This window comes from Amycolatopsis sp. NPDC041971 (assembly GCF_055588925.1).
Map to the genome: position 1 here is coordinate 153085 of NZ_JBVJCE010000006.1, position 25987 is coordinate 179071.

The window sequence follows — 25987 nt, forward strand, 5'->3', positions numbered from 1 at the left end:
GAAGTGTCCATTGTGGTCTCATGACCGCGCCCCCTCGACGCTCGACGGGAGTGCCGTCAGGACATGCCCGAGCAGACGCTCGACCGTGCTTCCGTTGCCTTCACAGTTGTCCATGCGGGAGACGAACCGCTCCCCGTCGCTCTGCTTGCACGCGTAGATCCGCGCGCTCGCCTTGCCTGGTGGAGGCTCGGTCCAGAGCCTGCCGAGTGAGGCGTGCAACTGCTTGCCATCACAGGTCCTTTCCAGCGAGACGAAGTCGTCCAGACCGTCGCGGCAGCTGAACAGTGACTGGGTGCCCGGCTGGTCGACCATCGACAGGAGACCGAGGGTGCCCTCGTACAGATAACCCGGCGGTGTGCCGTAGACGGTGGTGATGTGTTCCCCGTCAACGGGATTGCCGTATCTGGCGAGTGCGGCGTACGCGACCGTGTAGCCGAGCAGGGTGTCCTTCGGCTGGCCTTCGCAATCGGAGTTCAACGACTCGAAATGATCTCGGCCGGTGTAGCAGCGGTAGAGCGCGATCGTGGGCACCGTCTCCGGCTGCCGGGTGTAGATCCAGCCGAGTTCGGACAGCTTCGTCCCGCCCTCGCAGTTCGGGTCCGCCGAAGTGAATTCGTCGATGCCGGACAGGCAGGCGTACAGCGGTTTGGTGTCCGGCGCCGCGCTGGGGAGCAGTTTGCCCATCGGCCCCTCGTATCGGTATCCCGGTGGTACCGGGCTGAACTGCGCCTCGTGACTGCCGGTGGAGTTGGCGCTGTAGTGGTCTCCGGCGCCGACGAAGCGGCCGAACTGCCCACCCGCCGGGGCCGGGAAGCTGCCCCTGAGCCGGATCTTGTCGTCCGTGGCGATCCCGAGTTCGGTCTGCGCCTCGTCCAGCGCTCCGGCGAAGAAGCCGGTGGGGACACCGTTGTTCTTGCCCCGGCCAAGAGTGAACCCGCCGGTGGCGGCCAGAACCGGCGCGTTGTCACGGACGCCCGCCAGTTCACCGTTGACGTAGAGCCGCACCTGGCGCGCGGCGTAGTCGTAGACACCGGTCAGATGGGTCCACACGTGGGCCGCGGGAGCCTGTGGTGAATGCGCGTAGACCAGCCGCGCGAAATCCGCGTCCTGCTCCGGGACGCCGAACACCCAACGACCCACGTTTTTGTTGTACTGCAGAACGAAGCCGTTGGTTCTGCCGCCGTCCTGGGCCAGCACCGTCGAATCACGGTCGGTCGTGGTCAGTTTCGCCCATGCCGAGACGGTGAAGCTGTCGGCGGTGTCGGCGCCCTGAAGCTGAGTGGTCGCCGAGCCGGAAACACCGTCGAGCTGCAGCGCCTGACCGCGGACACCTGGCACGAAGGAGGTCCCGCCCGACAGCGTCGTCGTGTTGTGCCGCCAGGAAAGGTCGTCCGCGGTGCCCTCGAACGCCCACCTCCCGTGCACCACGGCGGGCACGGCGTCGTGGATCTTGCGGACCTCGCCGTCGGACAACGCCTTGCCGAACGCCTGGACGTCGTCGATGCCGCCGGGGAAGAACTCCACATTCGCGCCGTTCGACCGGCCGCGTCCTACCGACAGGCCGCCGGTCGCGTCCAGGATGGACACGTCGACCTGGGTCGCGGACAGCATGCCGTTGACATAGAGCCGTAGCTGGCGCAGGCCCGCGTCGTGGACCGCGGTCACGTGGCTCCAACGGCCGACCAGTGCGGGATCGGCCGACGTTACCACCGTCGCGGTCGCGCCGTCCTGGTCCGACGTGGGCACGACGACCGACCACCGACCGGCGGCTTCGTTGTACTGCAACCGGAACGCACTCACCCGAAGCCCGTCCTGACCCACCACCGTGCGGTTCCCCCCGGTCTTCTTCGTGAGGTAGACCCAAGTGGACACCGAGAAGCTTTGGCTGGTGTTCACCACCGGTCGGTCGGTGTCGGCGTACCCCGCGGTGCCGTCGAGCCACGACGTCGTTCCCGAACGGCCGGCGAACCAGCCCGCGCCACCACGCATGGTCGCGGTGATGCCCCGGCCGCTGGCGTCCGCGGCGGTGGTCCCGCTGCTCTCGTCGAATTTCCAGTGCCCGGCGTCGGGCACCGGCAGGGTCGCCGGGGCGGTCGCCGCGGGATAGGAGCGGTATAGCCCGTAGATCCGATCGTTGTCCAGAACGCCGGTGTACATCCGGACGTCGTCCACCCCGCCCGCCCAGTACCCCGCAGGGGCGCCGTCGGCCCGGCCGCGCCCGACCTGCAGCTTGCCCGCCGCCTGCCACGGCGTGTTCATCGTGCCGTCGTCGATGTCCACACCGTCGACGTACAACCAGATCTTCCTGGTCGGCGCGTCGTACACACCGACCAAGTGGACCCAAGCCTGGAGCTTGCCCGGCGCCACCGAGATCGCCGCCTCAGTGACCGTACCGTCCGCTTCCGGCATCTCGAAGATCCACTTACCGCGCGGGCTCTGGTCGGTTCCGGCCACGTGACCGAGCCGGAACTTGCTCGTCTGTCCACTGTCGACGGTCACCGCGCTCGCCTCACACACACCTACGCAGTCGAGGCGATCCAGGTTCACCCAGGCCGCCACGGTGAAACTCTGGTCGGTGCGCACGTCGACGCCGGTGGTGGACATGACGTCGTCCACTCCGTCGAGCCGGGCCGCGTTACCGACCCGCCCGGGGCCGTACCCTGCGCCACCGGTGAGCACCCCGGCGCGCCCGCCGACCGAGTCCGCGGCATTGGCGCCGGACCCCTCGTCGAACTGCCAGTTGTGCACCAACGCCAGGTCCCGGCCCGCCATCGCGCGGATCTCCTCGGCGAACAGCGGGCGGCCGTACACCTTCACGTCGTCGACGGCTCCCGGCAGCGGGCTCCCCCATGTCCCTGCCCACTTCGCGCGTCCGATGTCGAACTCGCCGGTGGCGTTCCAGCGGGCGGTGAACTGCCCGGTCGCCGCCAGCGCGCCGTTGACGTAGAGCCGCATCTCGCCGCTGCCCGACTGGTAGACCGCTGCCAAGTGGGTCCACACGCCGGCCTGTACGGGTTGAGCGGAGCCGACCCGGGTGGTGGTGGGGCTGTCCGAGTCGGGACCGTTCATCTGGAACGCCCAGCGATCGGTCTCGCTTCCGGTGTAGCCAACGGTGAACGCCGAGGTCCGCGTACCGTTCTGACTCAACACCGCACGCCAGCCCGGCCGTTTGTCGTTGAGCCGCACCCATGCCGCGGCCGAGAAGCTCTGGCCGCTGTCGACCACGGCGGGAGCTCGCAGATGGTCTTCGACGCCGTCCAGGCTGATCGCCAGGTCCGTGGGATCGGGGTTGCTCGCCTGCCCGGCCGTCCACGCGGGGTCACCGCCGAGGGTGCCGACCCGTCCTGGGGCGGAGTCGTCGGCCGCGCCGCCGTCGAGCTTCCACCACGCCGTGGGCACGTCGTTCTGGCTGACGATGCCCTGGAGCTCGTCCGCGGAGAGCACCCGGCTGTACAACCTGACCTCGTCGATCGCGCCCGGCCAGTGATCGGCGGGCACGCCGTGGAACTTCCCCCGGCCGACGGCGAGCGGCCCCGGAGCGTGCCACGGGGTTTCCGTGACTGTCCCACTGCCGCCGAGCCTGCCGTCCACGTACACACGCAGCTGACTGGTCGCCGCGTCGAAGACTCCGGCCAGATGTATCCACCGGCCGGTTTGCGGCTCCTGGTCCGCCCCCACGCCGAACCAGGAAGGTGTGTCGCCGTCCGAGCCGAACTTGAGGAACACCCACTTCCGGCGTTCGCTGTTGTACTGCAGGTAGAAGCCGCTGGCTCGGTCGCCGTCCTGGCTGACCGCGGTCATGGCCGCCCCGCCGGTGACGAACCGATCCGCCCGAACCCAGGCGGCGACGGAGAAACTCTGGTCGGTGCGTACCGCCGGTCCGCTGGTGGCGACGTGGTCGTCGACCCCGTCGAGCTGAACAGCTCGCTTGACCGCGCCCTGGCCGGTGAACGCGGCCCCGCCGGAAAGCACGCCGTGGTCGCCGCCTTCGACCGAGTTGCGGGCGGTCATGCCCTCGGTGTCGTCGAAGCCCCAATGCCCCACCTGCACGTTGTCGTGGCTGACCGCCGCGCGGACCTCGGCGTCGGTCAGCACCCGGTCGTGGAGCTGGACCTCGTCGATCGCGCCGATCCATGGATCGGTGACGTTCCCGTTCCACTTCTGGCGACCAAGGACCAGCGGTCCGCTCGCGTGCCACGGGGTGAAGCCCGCCGGTAGCGCGGTTCGCGCGGCAGGCGCACCGTCGACGTAGAGTTTGATCTCCCTGGCCGCGGCGTCGTACACGCCGGTGAGATGGGTCCACTTGCCCTGTTGCGGGGGTTGTGGCGCACTCGCCAGTGGTGCCACCGGATTCGGCGTGTCGGAGCCGGTGAGCATGAAGACCCACTTCTTGGCGCCGCCGTCGCCGCGGTAGTTCAGATACCAGCCGCTCGCCTGGCTGCCGTCCTGGCTGACCACGCCCATCACCCCACCGGGCAACTGGTCCGGTCGCACCCACGCCGAGACGGAGAAACTGGTGTCCGTCCGGACGGTGTTCGGTGCGGTCATGTCGCTGCCGAGGACCCCGTCGAGCAGGAGCCCGGTGCCGACCGCCCCCGGGGTGTAGGTCGCGTTGCCGTGCAGCGTGCCGTCGCGGTCGCCGAGGAACGCGTCATCCTTCGCGTTGCCCTCGAACGACCAGTGCGCGAGGGCCCCGTTTCCGGCGCGGACATAGGTGCGGTAAGCCTTCGTCGGGCTGCGATGCCCGGCCCGGTCGACGCTCTGCACGTACAGGGTGCGCGGGCCGTCACCCGGCGGGGTGAGCGTCACGACCGCGCCACCACCGAGCGCGGCGGCGTCGATCTTGGTCGATGGCGGGTCCGACCAGCCGTACCGGTAGTGGTCGATGTCCGCGACATTGTTGGCGCCGAAGGAGAACGTGCCCGGCACACCCACGCCTCCGTGCCAGGCGTTGTCCTCCCGGTACAACACGCTGGACACCACTGGTGGCACGGACACGCCGACCCTGTCCACCGCGAACGGCCCGGGCCCGCGGGCGAACCCACCCGCGTCGGTGCCGTCCCCGGCGCGCACGTGCCAGTCGACAGTTTTGCCGTCCCGGCCGGTCAGGTCGAGGTTGGTGTCGTGCATCGCGCCCGAGGCCTGTGACGGCAGACCCCAGCCACGCTGTTCGAGCGCGCTTTCGGTGTAGATGTACCACTGGGGTGAGACCTGCTCGGCGTCCGGATCCGACAGCCTGGCCCGCAAGCGGATGTTGGCGTCGCCGACGTAGGACTTCCCGGCGCACCAGCGGCACGGCGGTGGCACCGGCGGGTCGGTGCTCAGGTCGGTCGGGACGTTCGGGGCCTGGTTGAAGGTGACCGAGAGCTTCGTCGAGTCCGGATGGTATTTGCGCCACGCGAGCTGGTCACCGCTGTTCGCCGCCTTCAGGAAGTACGTCGACATTCCGCCCGTGTTGAGAGCGGAGGTGGCGGTGAATCCGACGGACTTCCAGCCGGGGCAGGCGCTGCCCCACACGCCGGGCGCCTGCTGGGTGTCCACCAGCCAGCCCTGCGGGCGGTTGTTCCAGGTGGTTCCGGGATCGATGGACCGCTCGGCCATGAAGAGCTGGTGCGGCTGGGCGCCACAGTTCGGACTGTGCACCACCGAGGTGTTCAACGCGGCCTGCAAGATTCTTTTACCGGCGAGGAAGCCGGTGTCGAACTGGAAGTAGCCCCAGGCCTCACCGATCCCGTTGCATCCGCCGCTCGCGGTGTAGCAGTTACCCACCTGGGCCCACGGGTGCTCACCGCTGGTCCACCAAAAGGACGAGCCCGGCTTGCCGGACAACACCGTCGCCCAGCCCCACTTCTCGAAGGTCCGCATGTCGGGATCGACGACCACCGGGTACACCGTGGCCGGGTCGGCGAGGAACCCAAGGTCGGGCAGAAGTGTCATCGTGGCGGCGTCGACGGTGACACCGACCGCCGCCGACCGTGCCGTCGCCGGAACACTCGGCGCCGGACCGCTGGAGTCCCACATCACCGAAGGCGGCGCGTAGAACATCAGCTCCCCGGTGTCGTCGAGGGCCCGGACTGCTCCGGCGCCATCGACGGACAACCGCATCCCCTCAGCGGCGAACCGCAGCGCGATCCTGGCAAGGGCTGGGTTCCGCGCGGCCTCGGCGCTCTTGACGACCAGTCGCTGCTGGTAGCCGTTGATCTCCGCACGCATCACCAGGTTCACGCCCGGCATGACCTCGGGATAGGTCGCCTCGTTTCCCACGAGCACGGGTTTCGGCAACGCGGTGGGCCAGTGCAGCGCCAGCGCCTTGCCGTTCTTGGTCAGCCGTGCCAGGGGAGCGGTCGCTCCGCCGCCGGAGAGCGTCAGGTCACCGAACGCCGCGTTCGGAGCGACCGCGCCGTCCGAACCGGGTCGCAGCGCGGTGTCGACAGCGGCCCAGCCGTCGCCTCGCTTGAGCCGGACCGGCACCACGGACAACTCGGCCGTCGTGGCACCGTCGGGGTTGGCGAAAACTGTCCGGGTCTGGGTTCGCTCAGTGGCTATCTCAACCCGGGAGCCCTGCCGAAAGGCGGCCGACACGGCCGTCGCGGCGTCCGGCGCCTCCGTCATCACTGGCAGCGCGGGACTGAACGGCACGACCGGAGCGGTGGACAGCGACATCACTGAGGCGAGCAACGCCAAGACCACCACCAACCACACGCCCCTCCTAGTGCGCGTCGATGCCCTGTTCCTTTTCGCGCGCCCTCTCGAAGCAGACGTGTCGCCGTGTGTGTTGCTCACTCAGTCCCCCAGCCGCCAGCGCCGATATCACTGGACTTTGGATAGTGGCTGGACGTTGTTCACGGTCGGCGACCACCGAGTGCACAACGATTTCAGTACAACGAGACGCTGCGCCGACCTGCCACACCTCGTCACCGATGAGCGTTGCGGATGACTCGGTGGCACCCGCAGCGGCGCATTCGGCAAGGTTGAGCCAACTGGCACCGGCGAAGGTGAAATGCGGGCCATCGGATGGCGGTCGCCGGCTGAGTCCGCATCCCGGTCCTCCGGCTGATCCGGCAGGAATATGGCGTGCCACGCAAGGTCGCGACACTCGGGTGCGACCGGGATATGGCGACCGACCGGGACAGGCACGGGGCCAGTCGCGCCCACACAGCCGGGACACGGCCGGGCGCGGACACGACCGTCCGACACCACCGTCGCCGGCAACAGCAACCTGCCAAAAGCCACCACCAGTGTCCGGTGGCTCGACGAAACGTCAGCGGCCTCTCGCTAAGCCGTTTCTTCCCTCAGCGGCCACCCCGCCGGCCAGCGACAACAGGGTCGCCTCGTCCTGGACATGGGCAGAGCAGGGCCATCAGCACGGTCGAGCTGGTCGTTGAATTCATCGGTGAGCGTCGACGGCCGAGATGATGTCAGTGACCGGCGGTGCGCGACTGGTCGTGCGACCAATCCCGGTGCTGCGCGGCTCCGAAATCTTTACAAGCGGAAGTCGCAGGCGACGAGCCGGACGGTCATCCGCCAGGATGGGAAAGCGGCCATGGAACTGTCACGACGGGAACAGGAATTCCTCGCTCAACTTGAGAACGAATTCACCAAGAAGGAAAAAGGCAACGCCGCGGTGCTCGACGCGGGTCTGATCAGCCGTCTCCGTTACTCACCGGTCTTCAAAACCTGGCTCGGTCTGCTGGTGCTACTGGGAACGGGGCTCACGGTGATTCCGCTCGGCGTGGCACTGTTCGATCTCAGACCGCTGAGCCTCGCCGTCCTCACGTCCGTTGTCGTGGCGTCCTGGATCGTACTGGCCTCCTCCCTCTTGCGCCGGGGCACGATCCGCACGTAGGCCCCAGGAAGTGCGCATCCCCGACCGCGGAAATGCCGGCCGAACGGCTACTGGCGGCCACCGGACGCCGCTACCGACCTCGCCGGGCCGGTTCTCGCCACAATCGCCCTGGACACCGACCGCGGCGTCCTCATCGGCGCCACCTCCGCCGGCCGCACCGCGGCGATGTTCTCTCCGTGGCCGTGCAACGCCGAAGTCCCCGTCGACCGGCTGTCTTCATGACCGCCAGAGCCGCCGGTGGCTGGGACTGGCGGGCCAGACGGCGCCCTCCCGGTCGCCGACTCCACCAGCGCACGCTCGGAGAACCCACGCAGACAGGAACTTCCGCACCCTCTGGTCTTCGAGCGACCATCGTCGCGGACACATACCGTACGACTCTCGTCTGACAAGGTCGTGCGATTCCTTCACTCTCTTCGTTTCAACCGACGTAGCTGCGGACTGTGCCATGCTGCGGCCTGCACAACACTCTCCTATTCTTTTGGGCGAACGAGTCCTTTCACAGGTAGGCGGTGAGTCCGGCGCGACGACGACCTCCGGCACACCCTGTACCTCGACCGGCGAAGTGCGCACGCCCGCGGCCGCAGGGCCATTCGCACCGCGTGCCCTCCGCGCAGCGGTAGCGCCCGGCCCTGAGCCGACGTCGGAAGAGCTGTTGACCCGGGTCGCCCCCGACCGGGCCGTGTGCCACAACGGCACCCAGCACGACCCCTCCCTCGGTGACTGCCAGCCCCTGGCCTGCCGCAACGTCGCGCTCACCGCCGACAACCGCGACGCCTGGCAACAGCATCTGACCACAGTGGACGCCATGCTGGCGGTCGGGGACGCGCTCGCACCCTACGCGAGCGAGCGTCTGCGCGTGCGACGCGAACAGATCAGTCAGCTTCTGGAATCCACCGACTCACCGTAGGGCACCCGTTGAACCGTGCTACGCCCACCGAAGCCCAGATCCAAGCGGTCGCCGACACTCTGCTCGCCGAAGCGCGCGCCGGAGCGACACGCCCCAGCGTCAGCGCTCTGGCCGAACGGGCCGGTGTCTCCCGGCCCACGCTCTACCGCAACCAACCCGTCCTCGTCGAACGGTTCCGCGCCGCGTCCGCCGACAGCCGGACTCCTCCCACAGCGCCGTCGGCACCGACGGCGGCGCAAGAGTTGCGTGAGCGGATCACCAAGCTGCGGCGGGAGAACGAGCAACTGCGACTGCACGTGAAGCTCTACGAGGAGCACATCCGGCGGCTCCCCGTCGAGAATACCCGACTCGCTCGCGACCTCGCTGCCCGCAGCGGCGTCACCCATCTCACCGCGCACCGGCCACAGCATATCAAGGGATTCCAGTAGTCATGGCCGAGGAAACGGCGGATATGCTGGTCAGGACGGTCTCAGGGCCTAGCGCTCGACCCGCCGCACTGCGGGCGAACCCCGTGCTCCGAAATCAACGACCCCACCAGCGCCCATAACTCATCCGGCACCAGCCGCCGAGACAGATCGTCCACGAGTCAAGATCATGCACTACGACCAGACAACCCCTACTGAGACACGCTCTTACCCTCAGTAGAGCGTCTGGTGGCGGAGGTACCACATTCCCAGGACCACGGCGGCACAAAGCACCACTCCGACGATGACCACCACTCGGCGCACGCCCTTCGGCTGCGACTCTCGAGCTTCTGTGGACGCGCCGAAACCGAGCAGTCCGCCGAGCACCACTCCGATGACACCTGCCACGACCGGGTTCAACCAACTGACCTCAGCGTCTGTCCAGGCGCCGTACAACGCACCCATCGCGCCGAAAACCGCGGCCGAGGCAACGGTCATCACTCCAGCGTGCTCTGCTACCCAGCGTCTGCGCCGGCGCTGGTGTTCCGACGGGACGGCCTGTTCCTCCATGGGACTCGACATTTTCCCGTGTTTCCCCATCCGGTCGTTCCTCAAACCGCGACGCCCGTTGGCTTTCCTCGGCCGCCGCGGCGGACAACCCATGGTGGCCAGCACGATTGAAATCCGCCTGCGCAAGTACGGCATACCCGTGCTCAACGGCCGCACCGCCGCGTTGCGCCAGCTTGTTCTCCAAGCACCAGCATCGGTCGTCGCCACCATGCTCGGTTACACCCACGATCACGCCGTCCGCACCGCCACGACCGCAGGGGCAACCTGGGGCCGCTACGCCCCAGGCGACCGCACGGTTACATGACCGGAGAACTTGCGACAGTTGAATCCGCCAGTCACGAGTTTGGCACCCCAGATAGTGGACAGCGGACAGATAACAAACCCACAACATAACTCGACGTGGAACTCAATGAGGCGTTCGCAGGGAAGCGCCTCGCGGACGGCGACACGAATCAGCCCTGTGGCTCGTGCTTGGCACCTCGTGACAGGTCGCGGCGGTACGGGATGTTGCTCGAGAAGGTGACGAACGATGTCGAGGGACGTGCCGAGCTGCCGCGCCGCGGTGCTGAGCGCTGTCGTCCTCGCGGATAGGCGGTGCAGCGTGGGAATATCCACGTGTCCGGGAAGGCGGAGGCCGTCGAGCAGCGCGAGGGACGGCTGCCATTGGACCGCCGACGAACGCCCTACCGTCACCACGGTCCCCGCGCCCGACCCACACACCGGTTTGCACACGTTCGTCGACGGTGGCGCCGACATCGCCTTCGGCGCTGGCACCCTCGTGGTCGAAGCGGCCTATCGGCCTCAACGTGACGATCGTCGCCGAAGCAGGGTGGCTCGCTGATCAGGACGCGGCGATCGTCGTTCGCGGCGACGCTGCGGCGCGCCTGTCTTCAACGCTCTGCGGATCAGATGGCTCCGCGCTCCACCGACTGACCGGGTTTCGGGATCTTGCGCTCTCGCACCGGCAACGGCCGGAACAAGCCCTCCTTGACCGAGGTCCGCAGTTCGTCCAGAACCCCCGGGACACCAAGGCGCCGCTCGACATCGGTGGCCGTGAGGCCGTCGACGCCGGGGGTGCTCGCACCCCGATTTCCCGCGGTCCGGTGAAACGCCACGATCAGCGTCGCCGGGTCATACACGAAGTTGAACACATCGTCGAACCCGCGGCCAGGTTCGGCCGCCGCCCAACGGTGAAGCTTGGCCTGCATCTCCGATACCCGCCGCCACGGCCCTTTCAGGACGCCGGCCGGGGCGCCACCGTTCGGCGGTGCGTCTCTCGGCATTACAGCCACCATCTCCTATCCATCCGCTGTCGCCCTTCCCCATGCGCCGGGCTTTCCCCGGCTCGGAGTACTACGGCGACTCCGCCCCACTCCGGGCCGATCGGTTGACGATGAACCCAGCCCAACAATCCACAATGGACTTGCGGATGTGGGCGAGACCCGAAGTGGTTCCCGTGTTCACTGTGGTTTGCTCGATCGAGGAGGAGCCCGACTCTGCCCCTGCAGCCTCGCCATACCTACGCCGCAGACCTTCGGCATGGCCTCCCCGGACACGGGCTTCACCGGTCCGGAAAGTTCCCCAGCACCCGCACCGGACACCGAGAACGCACCGCTCCCGACCCACTATCCACCAGATTCGAGTCGGTTCAGCGTTGAGAGGCTTTACAACATCGGTTCCTCGCGTGCTCCTTTCGATCCCGCTCGCCGAACCCGCACCATCTGGCAGTACCGGCACGTCCCGGCTTTGTCAGGACCGCTCCCAGCCTCCCCGGCACCTCCCGGATCAGCCTGTCCTCAGCTCCTACCGGACCGCTGCGACGATCCAACGGTGGCGGTCTCTCACCTCCACTCAAACCACAGCGCCTCACGGCGCACGAAACCCGCATTGAACGCCTTCGAGATCGCCTTCGACGGCCGACTCGCCGCCGGACGCAAGTAGTTTCCTTCAACCCGAGTTACACCGTTCGTTCGTTTGACAGACCCCCGCCCGTCCGATCTGGACAGGCGGGGGCCTTTCGCGGGGTGGGCTGGCCTGCTGGCGCCCGCCGGGGGGCCGGGCCGAGAAGCTACTGCTCCGTGTCCGGTGGGACCAGCGCCGGGACGAGCGGGGCGCCGGTGTCGTCGCGAAGGTCCGCCACGGGTGTCACCTGCGGCTCGGCTCGACCGAGTACGTGCAGCTGCGCGACGAACGAGGTCACCAGGGTGATCGGCGTGGCGAGCGCGGCGACGATGTTGTCGAGCAGTGTCGCCTGCGCGGCATTCTCGGGCGAGGTAAGCGGACAGCAAAGTATCGGCAAAGCGAAGGCGGACAATCTTGTTCTCAGCGGCGGGAAACAGCCCGCCGGTTGAGAAAGGCAACGAGATGAGCTTCGTGAAGAAGACGGCCACCGCGGCCGCGCTGACCGGCGCCGTCATCGGCGGCGCGCTGATGAGCGCCGCCCCGTCGATTGCTGCTCCCGTCTCCACCGATGGCGTCGTGGTCATCCAGGGGACCTGTGGCGAAACGAAGGCTCCGAGCGTCGGCGGCGGCGCGGCCGGCTGGACCATCACCTGTGCGGCAGGCAAGATTCGTGTCCAGGGCTGGGTCAAGGACACGGACGCCGACGGCAAGGCCGCCGAGGTCTACGGCAGCTGGGGCTACGACAACGCCAGCTTCGGTACCGTCCGCGCGGGCGGTGAGGGCACCAAGAAGAACTTCGACAAGTCCCACAAGGGGTCGACGGTCTACCTGTACCTCCGCGTCGTCTGACGCATTCGACCTGGTCGAACAACGCGGGGGCCGGTGACGCACCGGCTCCCGCCTACCGGCTCACCCGGGCTCCAGCCTTGGAGAGCGAACCCAGCCCTTTGACCGTCAGCCCCGTTTGTCCGGCTTGCCCGGCCGCCGGCTTGTCGTCGGACGAGAGGGCGATCGTCGCCATCACTCCGCCACCGGTAAGCAATACGGCCACGGCCGTGCTGATTCCGATGATGACGACTCTCCTCGGTGCGCGATCTCCCCGCTCATGTTGATCGAGCCTGGTACGACAGGCCGCTCCCAACCTCGTACGTCGACATCATGTGTGCGCATTGGAAATCGTGGCCCGCGTGGTGGTCCGGTGATCTGCACAAGCTGCGCTCAACCGGGGCCGGGACCGCTTCGGGCGGGTACTGGGCGCGCCGAGAAGCAGGGCAAGGGCACCCTGTGGCGGTTGCACATGCCGTTGGCCCCGGACATCGCCCGCACCTCGGCTGCGCTGATCTTCGGTGACGTTCTGCGGCTCGGCTGGACCAACACCCTGTTGGAAGGGGCGGAAACCGCGGCTGCTTTGGGTGGCGTGTACCTCCGTCCAATGTGGGATCGGGACCTTGCCGACCGGCCGCTCGCGACGATGGTCCGTTCCGACGACGCGATCCCGCTGTTCCGGTTTGGACAGTTGGCGGCCGTTACGTTCGTGACCGTGGGATCGCCGACGACCGGGCCGCGCTGCTGACCTTCATGTCCGCGCTCGAGGTCCCGGTCCGTCGGTACAAGACGATCGCGGCATGGGCCGGGAAAGGGTGGGACGGCTCAAGCCGAACGGACGACTCGTGTCCCGGTCCCCGCTGAGCCGCGTCGAGGAACTCGACCTGATGCGCCTCGGCGTGGAAGGCAAGGCTGCGGGATGGCGGACCCTGCGGGTACGCGCCGACACCGATCCCCGGCTCGACGCCGGACGGCTGGACGAGCTGATCGACCGGGCCCGGCGGCAGATCGACGAACTCGAAGAACTCCGTGGCGGAAGCCTTCGGTGACGGGACCGAACCGGTGAAAACCGTCCGCGGGCGGGGAAGAACGGACCCACTGACATTCAGGCGCACCTGGCGGACGTCCCAGCACGCTGGGAGTCCAGCACAAAGCGCTGAAGGGAGCTTCACCGCGTGACATGCGGTGAAGCTCCCTTCAGCACGTCAGACGCGGCGAAGGTCCCCTTCGGCTCCCTCGAGACTGGACGACAAAGCGGACTGCCGGTATCGGCGGGCGAGTACCACGCAGGTACCGCTGAGCAGGGCGAGCGCGGTGATCCAGTAGCTGGGCGCGAGGGTTGACCCGGTGGCCGCGATCAGCAGGGTGATGGCCAGCGGGGTGACGCCGCCGAAGAGGATGACGCCGAGGTTATAGCTGATCGACAGCCCCGTTCCCCGACCGCTGACAGGGAACATTTCGGCCATGGCCGCGGGCAGCGGCCCGGCGTACCAGGCTTTGACCAGGCCCATCAGCGCCAAGGCCGTCACCAGGGTGACCATCGCCGGTGCGGCGCGGATGAGCAGGAACAGCGGAAGGCTGATGAGCGCGATCACGGCGGCGGCCGCGGTGAGCATCCGGGTCCTCCCGATCTTGTCGGAGAGATGACCGGCCACGGGCGTGAGCACGGTGAGGACGACACCGGTCACGAAGGTCGCGGTGAAACTCGTCGACGGGGACATGCCGAGATGCCGGATGGCGAACGTCGGCATGTAGGTGATCAGGTAGGAGAACCCCGTCGAGACCGCGATCATGCCCATGACCAGCAGCACCCGTGTCTTGTGGTGCCGTACGAGGTGCACCAGTGGGCGCGGCGGCCCGGAGTCCGGCTTGGCGCGTGCGGCGATGAACTCCGGTGAGTCGCGCAACCGGGTACGGATGTAGTAGCCGGCCGGGCCGAGGAGCAGGGCGACCGCGAACGGTATCCGCCATCCCCACGTGTCGAACTGCGCCGGGCTCAGGAACCCACTCGTGGTCGCGAGCAAGCCGGTCGCGAGCAGGACCGCGAACGCCTGGCTGGCGGTTTGCCAGCTCCCCATGAAGCCACGCCGCCCGGCGTGACTCTCGACGAGCAGTGCGGTGGCGGAGCCGAACTCACCGCCCGCGGAGAAACCTTGGAGCACCAGCGCGAGGAGCATCCCGATCGGCGCGAGCACGCCGATCTGCTGGTAGTCGGGCAGGACCACGATCAGCAAAGAGCCGAGGGTCATCAGCCGGATGGCCACGGTCAAGGCCGCCAGCCGTCCGGCCCGGTCGGCGTAGACCCCCAGCACCACCGCGCCGATCGGCCGGACCAGGTAGGCGGCCACCGCCGTACCCAGTGCCAACATCAACGAGGTCACCGGATCGGCCGAGGGAAAGAACTGCCGCGCGATGACGTCGGCGACCAGTGCGTAGGCGGTGAAGCTCAGCCATTCCAGCATGTTCCCGGTCGAGGCCGCCGCGACGAGGCGCACTGTCGCGTTCATCGTCGGCCGATGCTGGAGAGGACACTGGCCGCGGTCACGATGCCCTGGTGGAACCGATGGAGTTCGAGGTTCTCGTTCGGCGCGTGGTTACGCTCGTCGACATTCGCCAGCGCGATGCCGTAGCAGGGCAGGGCCAGCCCGTCGGTGAGCGCCGCGATCGGCAGGCTGCCGCCCATCGCCGGGACCGCCAAGGCCTGCTTCCCGTGTGCCTCGGTCACCCCACGCAGCACGAGGTCGGCATAAGGCGCGTCCGGCAACGTGCGGGACGCCTCCATGGTCGCCCCGAACCGCAGCTCGGCGTGCGGCAGGTGCTTGCCGACGTGTGCGCGGACAGCGTCGATGACCGTCTCCGCCCGCTGGCCACAGGCCAGCCGCATATCGCACCGGGCGACCGCGACCGACGGGACGACCGTCCGGTGCTCGTCGTTGTCCATGCAGGTCAACGAGTTGATGCTGAACGTCGGCATCGCGAGTCGTTCGTTGACGTCCTGGCCCCGGCCGGTGTCCATTCGGTCCAGTCCCGCTTCCGCCAGCATCGCGGCCGGGTCGATCGGCAGTGCCCGCACCGCGTCGAGTTCGGCGTCGGTCAAGGGCGTCACACCCGCGTCGTAACCGTCGATGGTCACCTGGCCGTCGGGTCCGCGCATGGTCGACAGCAGCCAGATCAGCTCCCAGGCCGGATTCGGCGCGACATTGCCCCAGTTTCCCGAGTGCAGCGCGCTGTTCGCACCGCGCACGGTGATCTCGAAGGCCACGACGCCACGCACGCCGAGCGCGACCGTCGGCTCGTAACTGTCATGCACCGGACCGTCGCTCCACACCGCGAGATCGGCGGCCAAGTCCTCCCGCATCGCCGCCAGCGTGCCGGTCAGATGCGGGCTGCCGATCTCCTCCTCACCGTCGAGCACCACGGTCACCGAGCACGGCGGTCCCCCATGGATGTCGCGCAGTGCCCGGAGAGCGAGGAGCTGAGCGAGGTGTTGGCCTTTGTTGTCGCCGGTGCCGCGCCCGTACATCCGGCCCTCGCGGACACTCGCCTCGAACGGCGGGCTGTGCCATTCCTTCAGCGGTCCCGGTGGCTGGACGTCGTAGTGCCCGTAGATCACCACATGCGGGCTGTCCGCCGGACCCGCCGCGTGCCCGACGACCAGCGGCCAGCCGCCGGTCTCCACGACCCGTGAGCTGAGGCCGCTGCGTTCCAGCAACTCCCGCGCGTACGGCGTGGCTCGTTCCATGCCCTCGCCCGTGGCGCTCACGCTGGGCACCGCGATCCAGTCCGCGAGTTCCTGCTCGTGCCGCAGCCGGTGCCGCCGCACGTATTCCCTGACCGAGTCCACGTCGACTCCCATCGATTTCATCGAGTGAAATTGATTTCGAGTATGAGAATCGATTACAGTCCTGTCAATGGCCGGACAGATCGAGCCCCCAGCCGCGACGCCGGAGGAACTGCGTGCGCTCTCCCACCCGCTGAGCTGGCGCATCCTGCGGTTGTGCCTGGACGCGGCATGGACCAACCAGCAACTCGCCGAACGCCTCGACGTCGCACCGGCCACACTGCTGCGCAGGCTGCGGATACTGACTTCCACAGGGTTCCTCGTGGCCGAGGAGTCACGGCGAGGACCTAAAGGCGCTTGGGAACATCCCTACCGGGCGACCAAGAAGACCTGGCGTCTCAACCTCGAGCCGGGGAGCGACCTCCACCTCACGGCCAAGGTCGACCTCGCCATCCTGGACGCACACCGGGCGGAGATCAGCGAGAACGACCCTTCAGTCCCCCAGCACACCCGCCGGGCGGTTCTGCGGCTGGATCCCCGCGACCAAGCGGAGCTGAACAGCAGGGTCGACGCGCTCCTCGACGAGTTCGCCGGGCGAGAGAAACCGGACCAGGCGCCCATCGCCATCCTGTGGAACGCCGCCGAGCGCCACGAGCCTCCCGGACAGCCGTGATGGCCACACCGAAGGCGCCCGGGTAGCCCCGCTGAGACGGTGCGCCGCCGATTGCACCTTGCCGGACTCGGCACCGTGTGGACTTGATGGGCCAGGGTGCTTGTGGGTGGCAGGTCAGGCGGCTATGGGGCGGTTATCGAGGTGGCCAAACGTGGCGTACCTCAGCTTCTCCCGTGAAGGGTGCTTCGCTGCCTATTACGGCGATGAGTCCGGGATCGCAGGGCCGTGAGGGACTCCTTGAGGGGCTCGGAGTCCTTCACAGCCCCGGACGCCTCAGCGCCACCACCAGCTGTTAATGCTGGTCAGTGCCGGTTGGTGTCGATTGCGACCGGACGCCCAGTGGCCCGGGAGCGGCCCAAAGAGTTATGTGGGCGCCTCTCTACGCGAAGCGCGTCGCCGCAGAGAGGCACCGTTGACCTTACAGACGAGGGTTCACGTGGGTGGAATATGAATCCTTAACGGGCTGGACTCGCCAATGACATCGAAACTTTGTGCCCACCCGGCACGATGCAGTTTATTCAGGTCGGATGGCACCGGTATCCAGCTCTCATTCGGGGCGGTCGGTTCCCAGTTGTAGTAGTCATAAATTCTCACCTTGAAGGTGACATCCCAGCCGCCGTCGCTGGTGGGAGTGGCGACGCCACTCACTTGGAAATCGAATTTGCCGATCGCGGCCTTCCAGTCCGCATCGCCCCATCCTGTCCTAAACCCTTTCCAGTCACTGCCAAAGGAGAAGTGCTCGCGGAACCCAGGGGGTTGCTTACCTACCTCTTCACGGACCGCCGCTTCGGCCGCAGCCCGGAATCCGGTGATCTCCCCCAGCATCGCGTCCACGTCGAGTTTATAGGTACTCCCGGAATTGCTGAGGAAGTGCAGCAGAAGGTCTGCCGCATTCGTCAGGCCCTTAGATTTGGCAACCGCGGCTCCGGCAGTTGCTGCACCTCTGATTCCTTGCAACTTTGTTCCATCCAGCAGATTCGCAGGCGACGATCTGTAGTCGTCCGGACCTGATCCCTTACGATTGGCTTCTTCGTGATTTCTTGTTGGATTCGGTGGCCGGGGCGGTATGCCAACGGTGACGCCCTCATTGTCAATGGGGCTTTTCCCGGACGGGTCGGTGAGTTTGACCGGATTGTTGTGAACGTAGGTGTGGGTGGCGAGGTTGCGGGGGTTGGTGATTCCTCCCGCCACGTTGGAATCGAGGTAATCAGGCAGAGCTGGGTCCGCGCTGGCCCAGAGTTGGGTTCTGGGGTTGTAATAGCGAGCGCCGTGGTAATAGAGACCCGTTTCCTCGTCGAGTTCCTTGCCGGTGAACTTGTAGGGCGTACCGCTTTGGCCGGTCTGCTCCTCCACCCAGGTTTCCCCGAACGGCAGGTACTCGAGGTGTTCGGTGACGTTGCCCTGTTTGTCGGTGACGTAGCCGGACGAGCCGAGGTGGTCGGCGTGGAAGTAAGACTGGGCGTTTTCGGGGCCGGCGGCGGCGACGGTTTTGGTGGTCAAGCGGCTGTCGCCGATGAAGATGTGCTTGAAGCCGGTGCCGTTACGTTCGCTGTAGCCACGGTTAGGGTAGAGCGACAGGCCGTCGCCGCGTTTGATGACGCGTTCACCGGCGACGTCGTAGGTGTAGCCGACGGTGGCGTTTTGGCAGCCTTCCGGGGTTTGAGGGACCGTCGCCGTGGCGGTGTCCTGGTTGCAGGCGAGCCGGTTCTCCTCGTCCCATACGTACTGGCGTCGTTTGCCGTCCGAGGCGGTGTTCACCGTGTCGGTGAGGTTGCCGTTCACGTCGTAGGTCTGGGTGATCGGGCCGACCTTGCTCGGCGCGTGCGGTTTTCCGCTGCCGTAGTCGTACTGGTAGTCGTAGCTGGTCTTGTCCTGGACTCCGGCGGAGTTGTTCGGGCCCTCGACCGGCTCGATCGGTCCGACCGTCAGCGGGCCTAGCGACGCCGGACTCCCTCCGCCACCACTTACCGGCGACACAGGACTCAGCCCGCGGTTCAGCGACGCCGCTTGAGTGGAGGTGCCGGTGATCTCGTGGTGCTGGATCTTGCTGGTGGTGTTGTGGATGGAGTCGTAGCCCAGCGCCAGGGTGTATTTGTCCTGCTGGTCGCTCTTGGTCGTGTACTGGCCGCTGGCGGAGGTGAGCTGGTAGAGGTCGTCGTAGCCGAAGGTCTGGCTGCTCGGGCCGCCGATCGTCGGGTTCTGTGCCGTGCTGTTGGTCAGCTTCGTGATGTTGCCGACCTTGTCGTAGGTGTAGCCGAGGTTCTGGAACTCGGTGGCGCCCGGTGTCTTCGATTTCAGAGTGGTGAGCCGGCGGTCGGCCTGGTCGTAGGTGTAGGTGGTGCGCACCCCGTTCCCGGCCTGTTGCAGGACCTTCTGGCCGAACTTGTCGTAATCGAGGCGACCGAGGTAGATGTAGTCGGTTCCGTTCTTGGCCCCGGTGGCGCGGGTGACCTGGCCGCCGGTGTCGTAGTCGTAGCGAAGGACCTCACCGTCCGGGTAGGTCATCTGGAGGACGCGGTTGAACGCGTCGAAGCGCCAACCGGTGGTGTAACCGCGGTCTGCTTGCCCGGCGATCTTGATGGTGCGGGTTTCCCGGGTGGTCTCGCCCAACGGTCCGTAGCCGCGGGTGAGGGTTCCGGCGGCGTCGCGGATCTCGGTGATCCGCCCGGCGGCGTTGTCCGGAGCACCGGGTGCGCCGTGGGTGTAGGTGACGTTGTTGGCCGGGAAGGTCGGGTAGCGGACCGCGGTGAGGCGACTGTGGTCGTAGTCGTACTCGACCTGCTTGCCGCCGGCGGTGATCTTCGTCGTCGGGTTGCCCGCCAGGTCGAAGCGTGTCTCGGTGCGGCCCGCATCGGGGCTGTCGAGCACGGTGCGGCGGCCGAGGGTGTCGTATTCGGAGCGGGTGGTGTTGTTCTTGTCGTCCACCACGGTGGTGATCTGCCCGAGCGCGTCGTAGCCGTAGCTGGTCCAGATCACCGGCTGCCCACCGGCCGGGTTGAACTCCTTGACCGCGGTGGTCTTCTCCCGCAGGTCGGCGTAGCCGCGCTTCTGTTTGCCGTTGCCGTCGGTCGCGATGGTTTCGAACCGGGTGACACCGGCGCGGTCGGGTCCGAATCCATAGGCCATGGCGGTGGTGACCTCGTCCGGTGCGACCGTTTTGACTGGCCGGTCCAGCACGTCGAACGAGGTCCGGGTGGGCGCCACGGTGTCGAAGGCGGCATTGAACGTGGTGTTGCCGTCACCCTTGGGCTCGGTCAAGGGGTGGTACTGCTCCACCGCGCGGCCGAGGAAGTCGAACTTCGCCCGCCCGGACACGGTCATGACCTGTTCAGGTGTGTCGCCGGGATTGTCCGCGACCGAAGCGTCCTTCTTCGTTTGCAAGACGCGCTTCAGGCCATCGGTAAACGTGACGGTGTCGATGGTGTCCTCGCGGACCCCGGTGACATCACGGTCGAGGTGACGCGTGGTGGCATAGGGAACGGTGGCTTCGGGGTGGTAGTCGAAGTCGATCGTGGCCTTGCCCGATCCGGTCTCGTACGGCCCCGTGACCGTGTCCAGCCGGCCCACGCTGTCGTAGGAGCGCAGTACCTGCTGGCCGTTCTGGTCGGTGGTGCGGTCCGGTTGCCCGTACTTGAGGTTGTGCGTCGCGCCCGACCGCAGCCCGAAGCTGTCCACAATAGACTCGACGTGGACGCCGACGACAGTGTCGTAGCCGTACTCCAGCCGGTACCGCTGACCGGCCCGGTTTGCCGGTTTGGTGACCGCTTTCAGGTTCCCGTCCGGGTAGTACTCCAGGTCAGTGTCGGCCGAGGTGGTGTCGGTGAGGTACGCGCGGACCTGCCGTACCGCACCGGTCACGCAGTCCACTGTGGATTCGCTGTGCCGCGACACCGCGCCGCCGTTGGTCCCGCGCTGCTTGAGCACGTTGGCGGTACCTACCAGGTTGCGCGCCCGGCAAGCCGGGTCGGACGCGGTGTAGCCGTAAATGGTCTCGACGTCGTCGGCGGTGCCCTCGTCGGCGGCGTCGAACGAGTGGATCAGGTTGCCGAAGTCGTCATACGACATTTCCGTGTGGGTGGACTTGCCAGGTTTCTCGGCACCTTCGTAGAAGCGCTTGTCCACCCGGGACAATGCGGCGAACGCACTGCCCGGTGCGGTATCGCGGAGCTGATAGGTATTGACGGTTTCGGTGAACGGCCGTCCCGCACCGTCGGTGCCGAGGGTGCGAGCGAGCAATCCGCGGGTATGCGGGCTGTCGGTGCGGTACTCGTCGGTGGTCGAACGATAGAGCGCCTCGGCAGCGCCTGGGTCGCGCTGTTCGGTGACGACCTTGCCGAAGCCGTGAAACTCGCGTTCGAGCCGGTCGTACTTCCCCTGTTCGTAGCGATAGGTGGCGAGCTGGGTGTCAGCGCCGTCGCCTGGGTGGCCGTCGGACACGGTGGTGCGGGACAGCACCCAGCGGGACTCGGGCATGGCCGGGGTGTTGCCGGTACGGGTGTAGTCCAGGTCGACGCGCCCACCCATCGGGCGGGTCACCGTGCGGAGCAGGTTGGTGCGGCCGGTTTTGTTGACCGCGACCTGCAGTTCGTTGTCCCGGGTGGATTTGACATGGTCGGCAAGGCCGTCACCGTTGATGTCACGCAGGCCGATCTCGGCGCGGCTGATGCCGGTGGAGGCGTTGACGCCGGGGTTGAACACGAACGTGCCGATCGGGGTGGGGATAGGGAACGTGAAGTAGACGCCCGCGCCGAGAGTGGCGTTCTTGTCCACGGCGATGTCGGTGAAGCTGCCGCGGAACGGAGTGGGCGCGGTGAAGCCGGTGCCGGTGTTGACGGCCACCTTGATCGAATTGGCGCCATCGGTGAAGACGCGGTCGGTGAGACCGTCGCCGTTGACGTCGAGCATGCTCGCGTTGGTGAAAGAGGTGCCGAGTTCGGCGGACAATCCCCCGGCGAAGCCGTAGTTGTCGACGTTGAAACCGAGGTTGACCCCGAGGTTGCGAGTGGAGGCGTCGTTGATCGGCCCCGCTGACCAGGGTTCCCTGGCGGCGAAGCTGTAGCCGAGGTTGAGTTGGGCGTCGCCGTTGGCGAAGACCTTGTCCGGTAGACCGTCGCCGTTGATGTCGACGAGGTCGACGCGGGTGTCGGACTCGCCGCCGCCGACGCTGCCACCGATCCCGAGCGCCGGTTGGACCGGACCGGAGGTGGCGGTGTTGTTGCTGCTGCCGGCTTCGGGCGCGGCCAGACCCAGTGCGCTGGTCAGTGTCGCGGCCTCGCTGCCCGCGGAGTACGACACGTTGCCGGACAGGTTGTCGGTTTCGCGGACGTTGCCGCCGAGCGTCCCCCGTCGGGAGCCGAGCGCGCCGTTCATGTCGGTGAACTGGATCTCCTTGGCGCCGACGACATCGGGAAAGCGGTCCCCGTTGAGGTCGACGTAATCGACAGAACCTGCGGTGATCCCACCGACGACCGTGCCTCCGAACGGACCGGCCGACAGGGTGCCGGACACCTGGCCGGTCACGCCGCGACGCATCACCGTGCGGTCGCCTGCGACGTCGGCGTCGGTGACGATGTCGATGGTGTCCGCGCCGAGCCGGGAACTGGTCGCCATGGTGGAGGTGAACCAGGACGACTCGTCCTGCGCGGCCCAACCGCCTTTGGCCGGGTTCGGAGCGAAGATCGCCAGCCGGGGCATGGTGATCCGGGGGTTCGCGGCGAACCCCGCGATGTCGGCTTCCTTGGGTTCCCGGGGAAGGGCGTTCTTGAAGCTCTCATCGATCGCGAGTTCGGCCTGCTTGATGGGCTGGGTGGCGCGGTCGCGGTTGGCCTGATAGCCGATCACACCCCAGCCGCGGTAGGGCTGCGGGAACGCACCCTGCTGAGCGGAGCCGTGCATCGCGCTCGGCGCCGGGCTGAACGTCGGCCATGGGGACGAGAGGTCGTAGGTGACCTTCGCGGACTGTTCGGCGACCAAGCCGAACAGGTTGGGATCCGTTGTGGAGTGGTCGAAGTACAGCTCGTCGCCTTCGGTGACCGGGACGACCACGTCGAGGTCCTGGCCGGGCGAGCCGTACTGCCCGTTGACGATGTCGACGACCCGCTTGCCCAGCAGCTGCCCGCCGCGTTTCTTGACGGTGAACGCGATCTTGCTCCCTGCGGTCAAGCCGAAGTTGAGCTTCACGCCCGGCCGGACCCGCAGCTTGCCGGTCTTGGTCACCTTGTAGGTCTGCTGCGGCGCGGTGAGGGTGTCGGCGGGGTACATGTCCACGTCGAACGGCGGGCTGATCACCAGGGTCGGCCGGCCCTTGTCGTCGACCAGCGACTCCACTCCCGGCGCCTCCGTGTAGTGCGCCTTCGGTACCCAGGACATTGCGGAGACGTCGATCGGGGAATCGGTCCTGATGTGCCATGACATTTTCTCGAACTGGCTGACCGGAAGGCTCATGTCGATCTTGGTGGTCCCGGTCGACGCGGCGGGCAGAACCTTGCGGAACACCTCCGCCGGAGCGTGCACCCCGTTGCCCTTCGTGATCACCACGGTCACGTCATCCGAGGTCGCCTTGCTCTTGACCACGTCACCGGTCAGCTGAAGCTTGCCGGTCACCGGCACCATCACCTGCGACGAGCGGCCGCCGAGGGTGAAGTCCGACGACGCACGGAACACGGTGTTCGCCAACCCGTTCACGTCCGTACCGGCCGCCAGGTCGGTGTAGGTGATCGCCGGATCCCACGCCACCGTGTCGTACTTTCCGTCCAGAATGGACTGCGTGCGGAAATAGAGCGCGTCGCCCTTCTTCACCGCGATCGCCGACACCTTGGCCGGGGTGAACTCGGTGTGGTCGTCCGGGCCGATCCGTTGCGCCCAGAGTTCGGTGTCCTTGGCCTGGATGGTGACCCGCACACCGTCGGCTTTGGTGTACGCGGCGCGCGCGGGCGAGGGGTCCACGGTCAGTTGCACCCGGCCATCGACGCGGACGGTGCCGTCGAACGGCGCGACCCAGCGGCGCACCGAGTCCAGCAGCGGCGAGTTGTCGACCTGCTGGTTGAACTGCGCGGTCTGGTCACCGACGATCTCGCCGGTCACCGCGCCACCGCCGACCGGCACCGCGGTGCGGGTGGAATCCGCGCTGTAGGCGGGCTGCCCGTTGCCGTCCAGGTAGCCGAACAGCACCCCGCCGTTGTCGACCAGGTCAGTGATGCCGTCACCGTTGACGTCGCTGAAGAACCGATCCGACGTGGTCGTGGTCCCCACGAAATCCAGCTGCGCGGCGATAGCGGCGACGAACGCCTCGACACCGATCGTGCCCGACAACGTCCGCTCGGTCGAGATCCCCGGGAGGTCGCGCAACCTGATCGGCGTGTCACCGAACTTCGGCTCACCCCCCGGCGTGCTCAGATTGGGGCGGTAATACACCTCGTTGTTCTTGCGGAAAACCTTGTCCGGCAGGTTGTCGCCGTTCACGTCCACCAACGCCGACAGGCCATCGGACTGGCCGGCGTTGAACCCGACCTTCAGCCCCACGCCTCCCTGTTTGACCGGCAGCCCCTGCACGTTGTAACCAGCGAACAAGTGCGCACCGAACCCGACGGAGGTGTTCGCCGAGATCGCACTCGCCTCACCTTCACGGATGTTCACGCCCAGGTCGTCATCCGGAACCGACCAACCGGCGGCGTCAGCGAACCCGGTGTAGTTGCCCGCCTGGTCACGCACCTCATCGAAGTAGTCGAACGAATGGGTGTTGAACAGCTTGTTGTCCTCACCGAACTGAGACACCGACGCCAGCAGTGTTTTCGCGAACGCACCAGCCCGGTAGTTCAGTTCGTAGGCCCGCACCAGCTGGTCGTCCAGCTTGACCTCGACCCGCCGCAGCAGATCGGCCGTCACCTTCTTGAACCCGCCACGAGCGTCGATCTGCACATCGCCGCGGCGCGGCTCACCCCGATCCCGGTCGCGCAGGAACGTCACCGAATACCGGCCCTCGGTCGTGCCGTGGCCGGTGTAGGTGATCCGCCGCGGATACAGGTTGCTGCCCGGCACCGTCGACTTCTGGGTACCGCCGTCATCCACCCGGGCGTAGTGGTAGCGCATCACGTTGTCGTTGGTGTCGCGGACCTCGCGCGCCGCCCACGTCGCCACATGTCCCGCGGCATCGGTCAGCGTGGTGTTCTCCGCACCGCCGAACATCGTGCGGGTGCCCTGCTTGTCGGTGACCTCCCACCAGTAGTTCGCCGGTTTGTCGCCGTGTCGCACGATCCGGTCGAACCGGCTTTCCACTCTCGCGTGGAACACCTTCTCCGCCGTCCGCTTCTGCAACTCGCCCCGATGAGCGACCGGTGTGAGCTGCTCACCGCCCAGCACGTAGGTCTCGGTCTCCAGCCCGGCGTCATAGCGCGGCACGCCCCACCGGGTGTCCACCATGATCGACGGCGTGCCGATGTCCCAGCCGACACCCAGCCATCCATTGGCGCCCGCCGAGCCGTAGGCGACCGCCAGTTGCGGCTCCAGACCCGCCCGCCCCTTCGGCACCTCCAACGGATACGACAGCCGGGCATCGCCGGAGCTGTTCGCCGACGGTGCCCCGATCAGGTTCACCCCGGCACCCGGATCGGCCGCCTTGATGTCCTTGATCTGATTCGGATCGAACGAAGTTCCTTCCGGATGCTCCGGAGCCATCACCACCCCATCCGCACCCGAGGCCAGCCCCGCCTCACGCACCGAGCCTGGCGGACCCGCACTCGGGACCGCCATCGCCACCAACGCCAGTAACAAAACGACCACCACGGCCTTGCGGCGATGACGAACCGGACGAGCCCACGCGAAGGCAGACATGCCCCCGACCCCCTCTGGATCATGGATTCGGCTATCGAGTCCCGGCAAAGAGCGACATTCCCGGTCGCACGCGGGATCGAGCGGTGACGGGTGTGACGAAGACATTCGATCGAATAGCCGAAACGAACTAGTGCGTTCGGGCGAACTTCCCCTTCCGGGATCAGCGCATAATCCCGGCAAAGGACAAGACTTCGATCTCCGGTGACGCTATCGGCGGCTCATTAAATTTCGATGAAACGCCCGTTCTTGA

Annotated in this window: 16 protein-coding genes and 1 pseudogene; 8 read left to right on the top strand and 9 right to left on the bottom strand. The window is 67.1% G+C overall.

Features of this window, described 5'->3' with window-relative positions; translation table 11 throughout:
- Positions 1 to 18 precede the first annotated feature (18 nt).
- Positions 19 to 6702, bottom strand: a complete 6684-nt coding sequence (locus tag ACZ6DT_RS15295; RefSeq protein ID WP_465594424.1) for a LamG domain-containing protein — start codon at positions 6700 to 6702, stop codon at positions 19 to 21.
- A gap of 691 nt (positions 6703 to 7393) precedes the next feature.
- On the opposite strand from ACZ6DT_RS15295, the gene ACZ6DT_RS15300 reads away from it, so the two are divergent.
- The 3 genes from ACZ6DT_RS15300 (at position 7394) to ACZ6DT_RS15310 (ending at position 9181) form a co-directional block, all read left to right on the top strand.
- Positions 7394 to 7846 (top strand): hypothetical protein, encoded by a 453-nt coding sequence (locus ACZ6DT_RS15300; RefSeq protein ID WP_465594427.1) that lies wholly within the window; start codon positions 7394 to 7396, stop codon positions 7844 to 7846.
- Between the two features lie 652 nt (positions 7847 to 8498).
- The gene (locus ACZ6DT_RS15305) at positions 8499 to 8753 is read left to right on the top strand and encodes a hypothetical protein (RefSeq protein WP_465594430.1); all 255 of its coding nucleotides are present in this window, start codon (positions 8499 to 8501) and stop codon (positions 8751 to 8753) included.
- Between the two features lie 8 nt (positions 8754 to 8761).
- On the top strand, positions 8762 to 9181 hold the full coding sequence (locus ACZ6DT_RS15310; RefSeq protein ID WP_465594433.1) for a hypothetical protein: 420 nt from the start codon (positions 8762 to 8764) through the stop codon (positions 9179 to 9181).
- A 53-nt stretch (positions 9182 to 9234) separates the two neighbouring features.
- On the opposite strand, the pseudogene ACZ6DT_RS15315 reads toward ACZ6DT_RS15310, so the two are convergent.
- Positions 9235 to 9336: pseudogene (locus tag ACZ6DT_RS15315) on the bottom strand (IS5/IS1182 family transposase); the annotation flags it as partial.
- 55 nt (positions 9337 to 9391) lie between these two features.
- A complete protein-coding gene (locus ACZ6DT_RS15320) occupies positions 9392 to 9655 on the bottom strand; it encodes a hypothetical protein (RefSeq protein ID WP_465594436.1) in 264 nt (87 codons plus the stop codon).
- A gap of 70 nt (positions 9656 to 9725) precedes the next feature.
- Here ACZ6DT_RS15320 and ACZ6DT_RS15325 point away from each other — a divergent pair, with 70 nt between their 5' ends.
- Entirely contained in the window at positions 9726 to 10031 is a 306-nt protein-coding gene (locus ACZ6DT_RS15325; RefSeq protein ID WP_465594438.1) for a hypothetical protein, read from the top strand.
- Between the two features lie 601 nt (positions 10032 to 10632).
- Here ACZ6DT_RS15325 and ACZ6DT_RS15330 read toward each other — a convergent pair.
- Together ACZ6DT_RS15330 and ACZ6DT_RS15335 are read right to left on the bottom strand one after the other, a co-directional pair.
- Complete coding sequence (locus ACZ6DT_RS15330) at positions 10633 to 11010, bottom strand: hypothetical protein (RefSeq protein ID WP_465594441.1); 378 nt, start codon at positions 11008 to 11010, stop codon at positions 10633 to 10635.
- A 785-nt stretch (positions 11011 to 11795) separates the two neighbouring features.
- Positions 11796 to 12041 (bottom strand): hypothetical protein, encoded by a 246-nt coding sequence (locus ACZ6DT_RS15335; protein ID WP_465594444.1) that lies wholly within the window; start codon positions 12039 to 12041, stop codon positions 11796 to 11798.
- A 50-nt stretch (positions 12042 to 12091) separates the two neighbouring features.
- Between ACZ6DT_RS15335 and ACZ6DT_RS15340 the strand changes: the two genes are divergently transcribed.
- The gene (locus ACZ6DT_RS15340) at positions 12092 to 12478 is read left to right on the top strand and encodes a hypothetical protein (RefSeq protein WP_465594447.1); all 387 of its coding nucleotides are present in this window, start codon (positions 12092 to 12094) and stop codon (positions 12476 to 12478) included.
- A 52-nt stretch (positions 12479 to 12530) separates the two neighbouring features.
- Here the strand turns inward: ACZ6DT_RS15340 and ACZ6DT_RS15345 are convergent, their stop codons facing one another.
- Positions 12531 to 12680 (bottom strand): hypothetical protein, encoded by a 150-nt coding sequence (locus ACZ6DT_RS15345; protein ID WP_465594450.1) that lies wholly within the window; start codon positions 12678 to 12680, stop codon positions 12531 to 12533.
- A 240-nt stretch (positions 12681 to 12920) separates the two neighbouring features.
- On the opposite strand from ACZ6DT_RS15345, the gene ACZ6DT_RS15350 reads away from it, so the two are divergent.
- Both ACZ6DT_RS15350 and ACZ6DT_RS15355 read left to right on the top strand, forming a co-directional pair.
- Positions 12921 to 13202 carry a hypothetical protein gene (locus ACZ6DT_RS15350; RefSeq protein WP_465594452.1) on the top strand — a complete coding sequence of 94 codons (282 nt, stop codon included), beginning with the start codon at positions 12921 to 12923 and terminating at the stop codon, positions 13200 to 13202.
- 52 nt (positions 13203 to 13254) lie between these two features.
- Positions 13255 to 13503 (top strand): hypothetical protein, encoded by a 249-nt coding sequence (locus ACZ6DT_RS15355; protein WP_465594455.1) that lies wholly within the window; start codon positions 13255 to 13257, stop codon positions 13501 to 13503.
- Positions 13504 to 13659: 156 nt separating this feature from the next.
- Here the strand turns inward: ACZ6DT_RS15355 and ACZ6DT_RS15360 are convergent, their stop codons facing one another.
- Both ACZ6DT_RS15360 and ACZ6DT_RS15365 read right to left on the bottom strand, forming a co-directional pair.
- Positions 13660 to 14961, bottom strand: a complete 1302-nt coding sequence (locus ACZ6DT_RS15360) for an MFS transporter (protein ID WP_465594458.1) — start codon at positions 14959 to 14961, stop codon at positions 13660 to 13662.
- A complete protein-coding gene (locus tag ACZ6DT_RS15365; protein ID WP_465594461.1) occupies positions 14958 to 16319 on the bottom strand; it encodes a M20/M25/M40 family metallo-hydrolase in 1362 nt (453 codons plus the stop codon). Before ACZ6DT_RS15365 ends, ACZ6DT_RS15360 begins: the two co-directional genes overlap by 4 nt.
- A gap of 46 nt (positions 16320 to 16365) precedes the next feature.
- Between ACZ6DT_RS15365 and ACZ6DT_RS15370 the strand changes: the two genes are divergently transcribed.
- Positions 16366 to 16908: a helix-turn-helix domain-containing protein gene (locus ACZ6DT_RS15370; protein WP_465594464.1), complete on the top strand. Its 543-nt coding sequence runs from the start codon at positions 16366 to 16368 to the stop codon at positions 16906 to 16908.
- Positions 16909 to 17340: 432 nt separating this feature from the next.
- Here ACZ6DT_RS15370 and ACZ6DT_RS15375 read toward each other — a convergent pair whose 3' ends face one another.
- Positions 17341 to 25737: a SpvB/TcaC N-terminal domain-containing protein gene (locus ACZ6DT_RS15375; RefSeq protein ID WP_465594467.1), complete on the bottom strand. Its 8397-nt coding sequence runs from the start codon at positions 25735 to 25737 to the stop codon at positions 17341 to 17343.
- Positions 25738 to 25987: the final 250 nt, after the last annotated feature.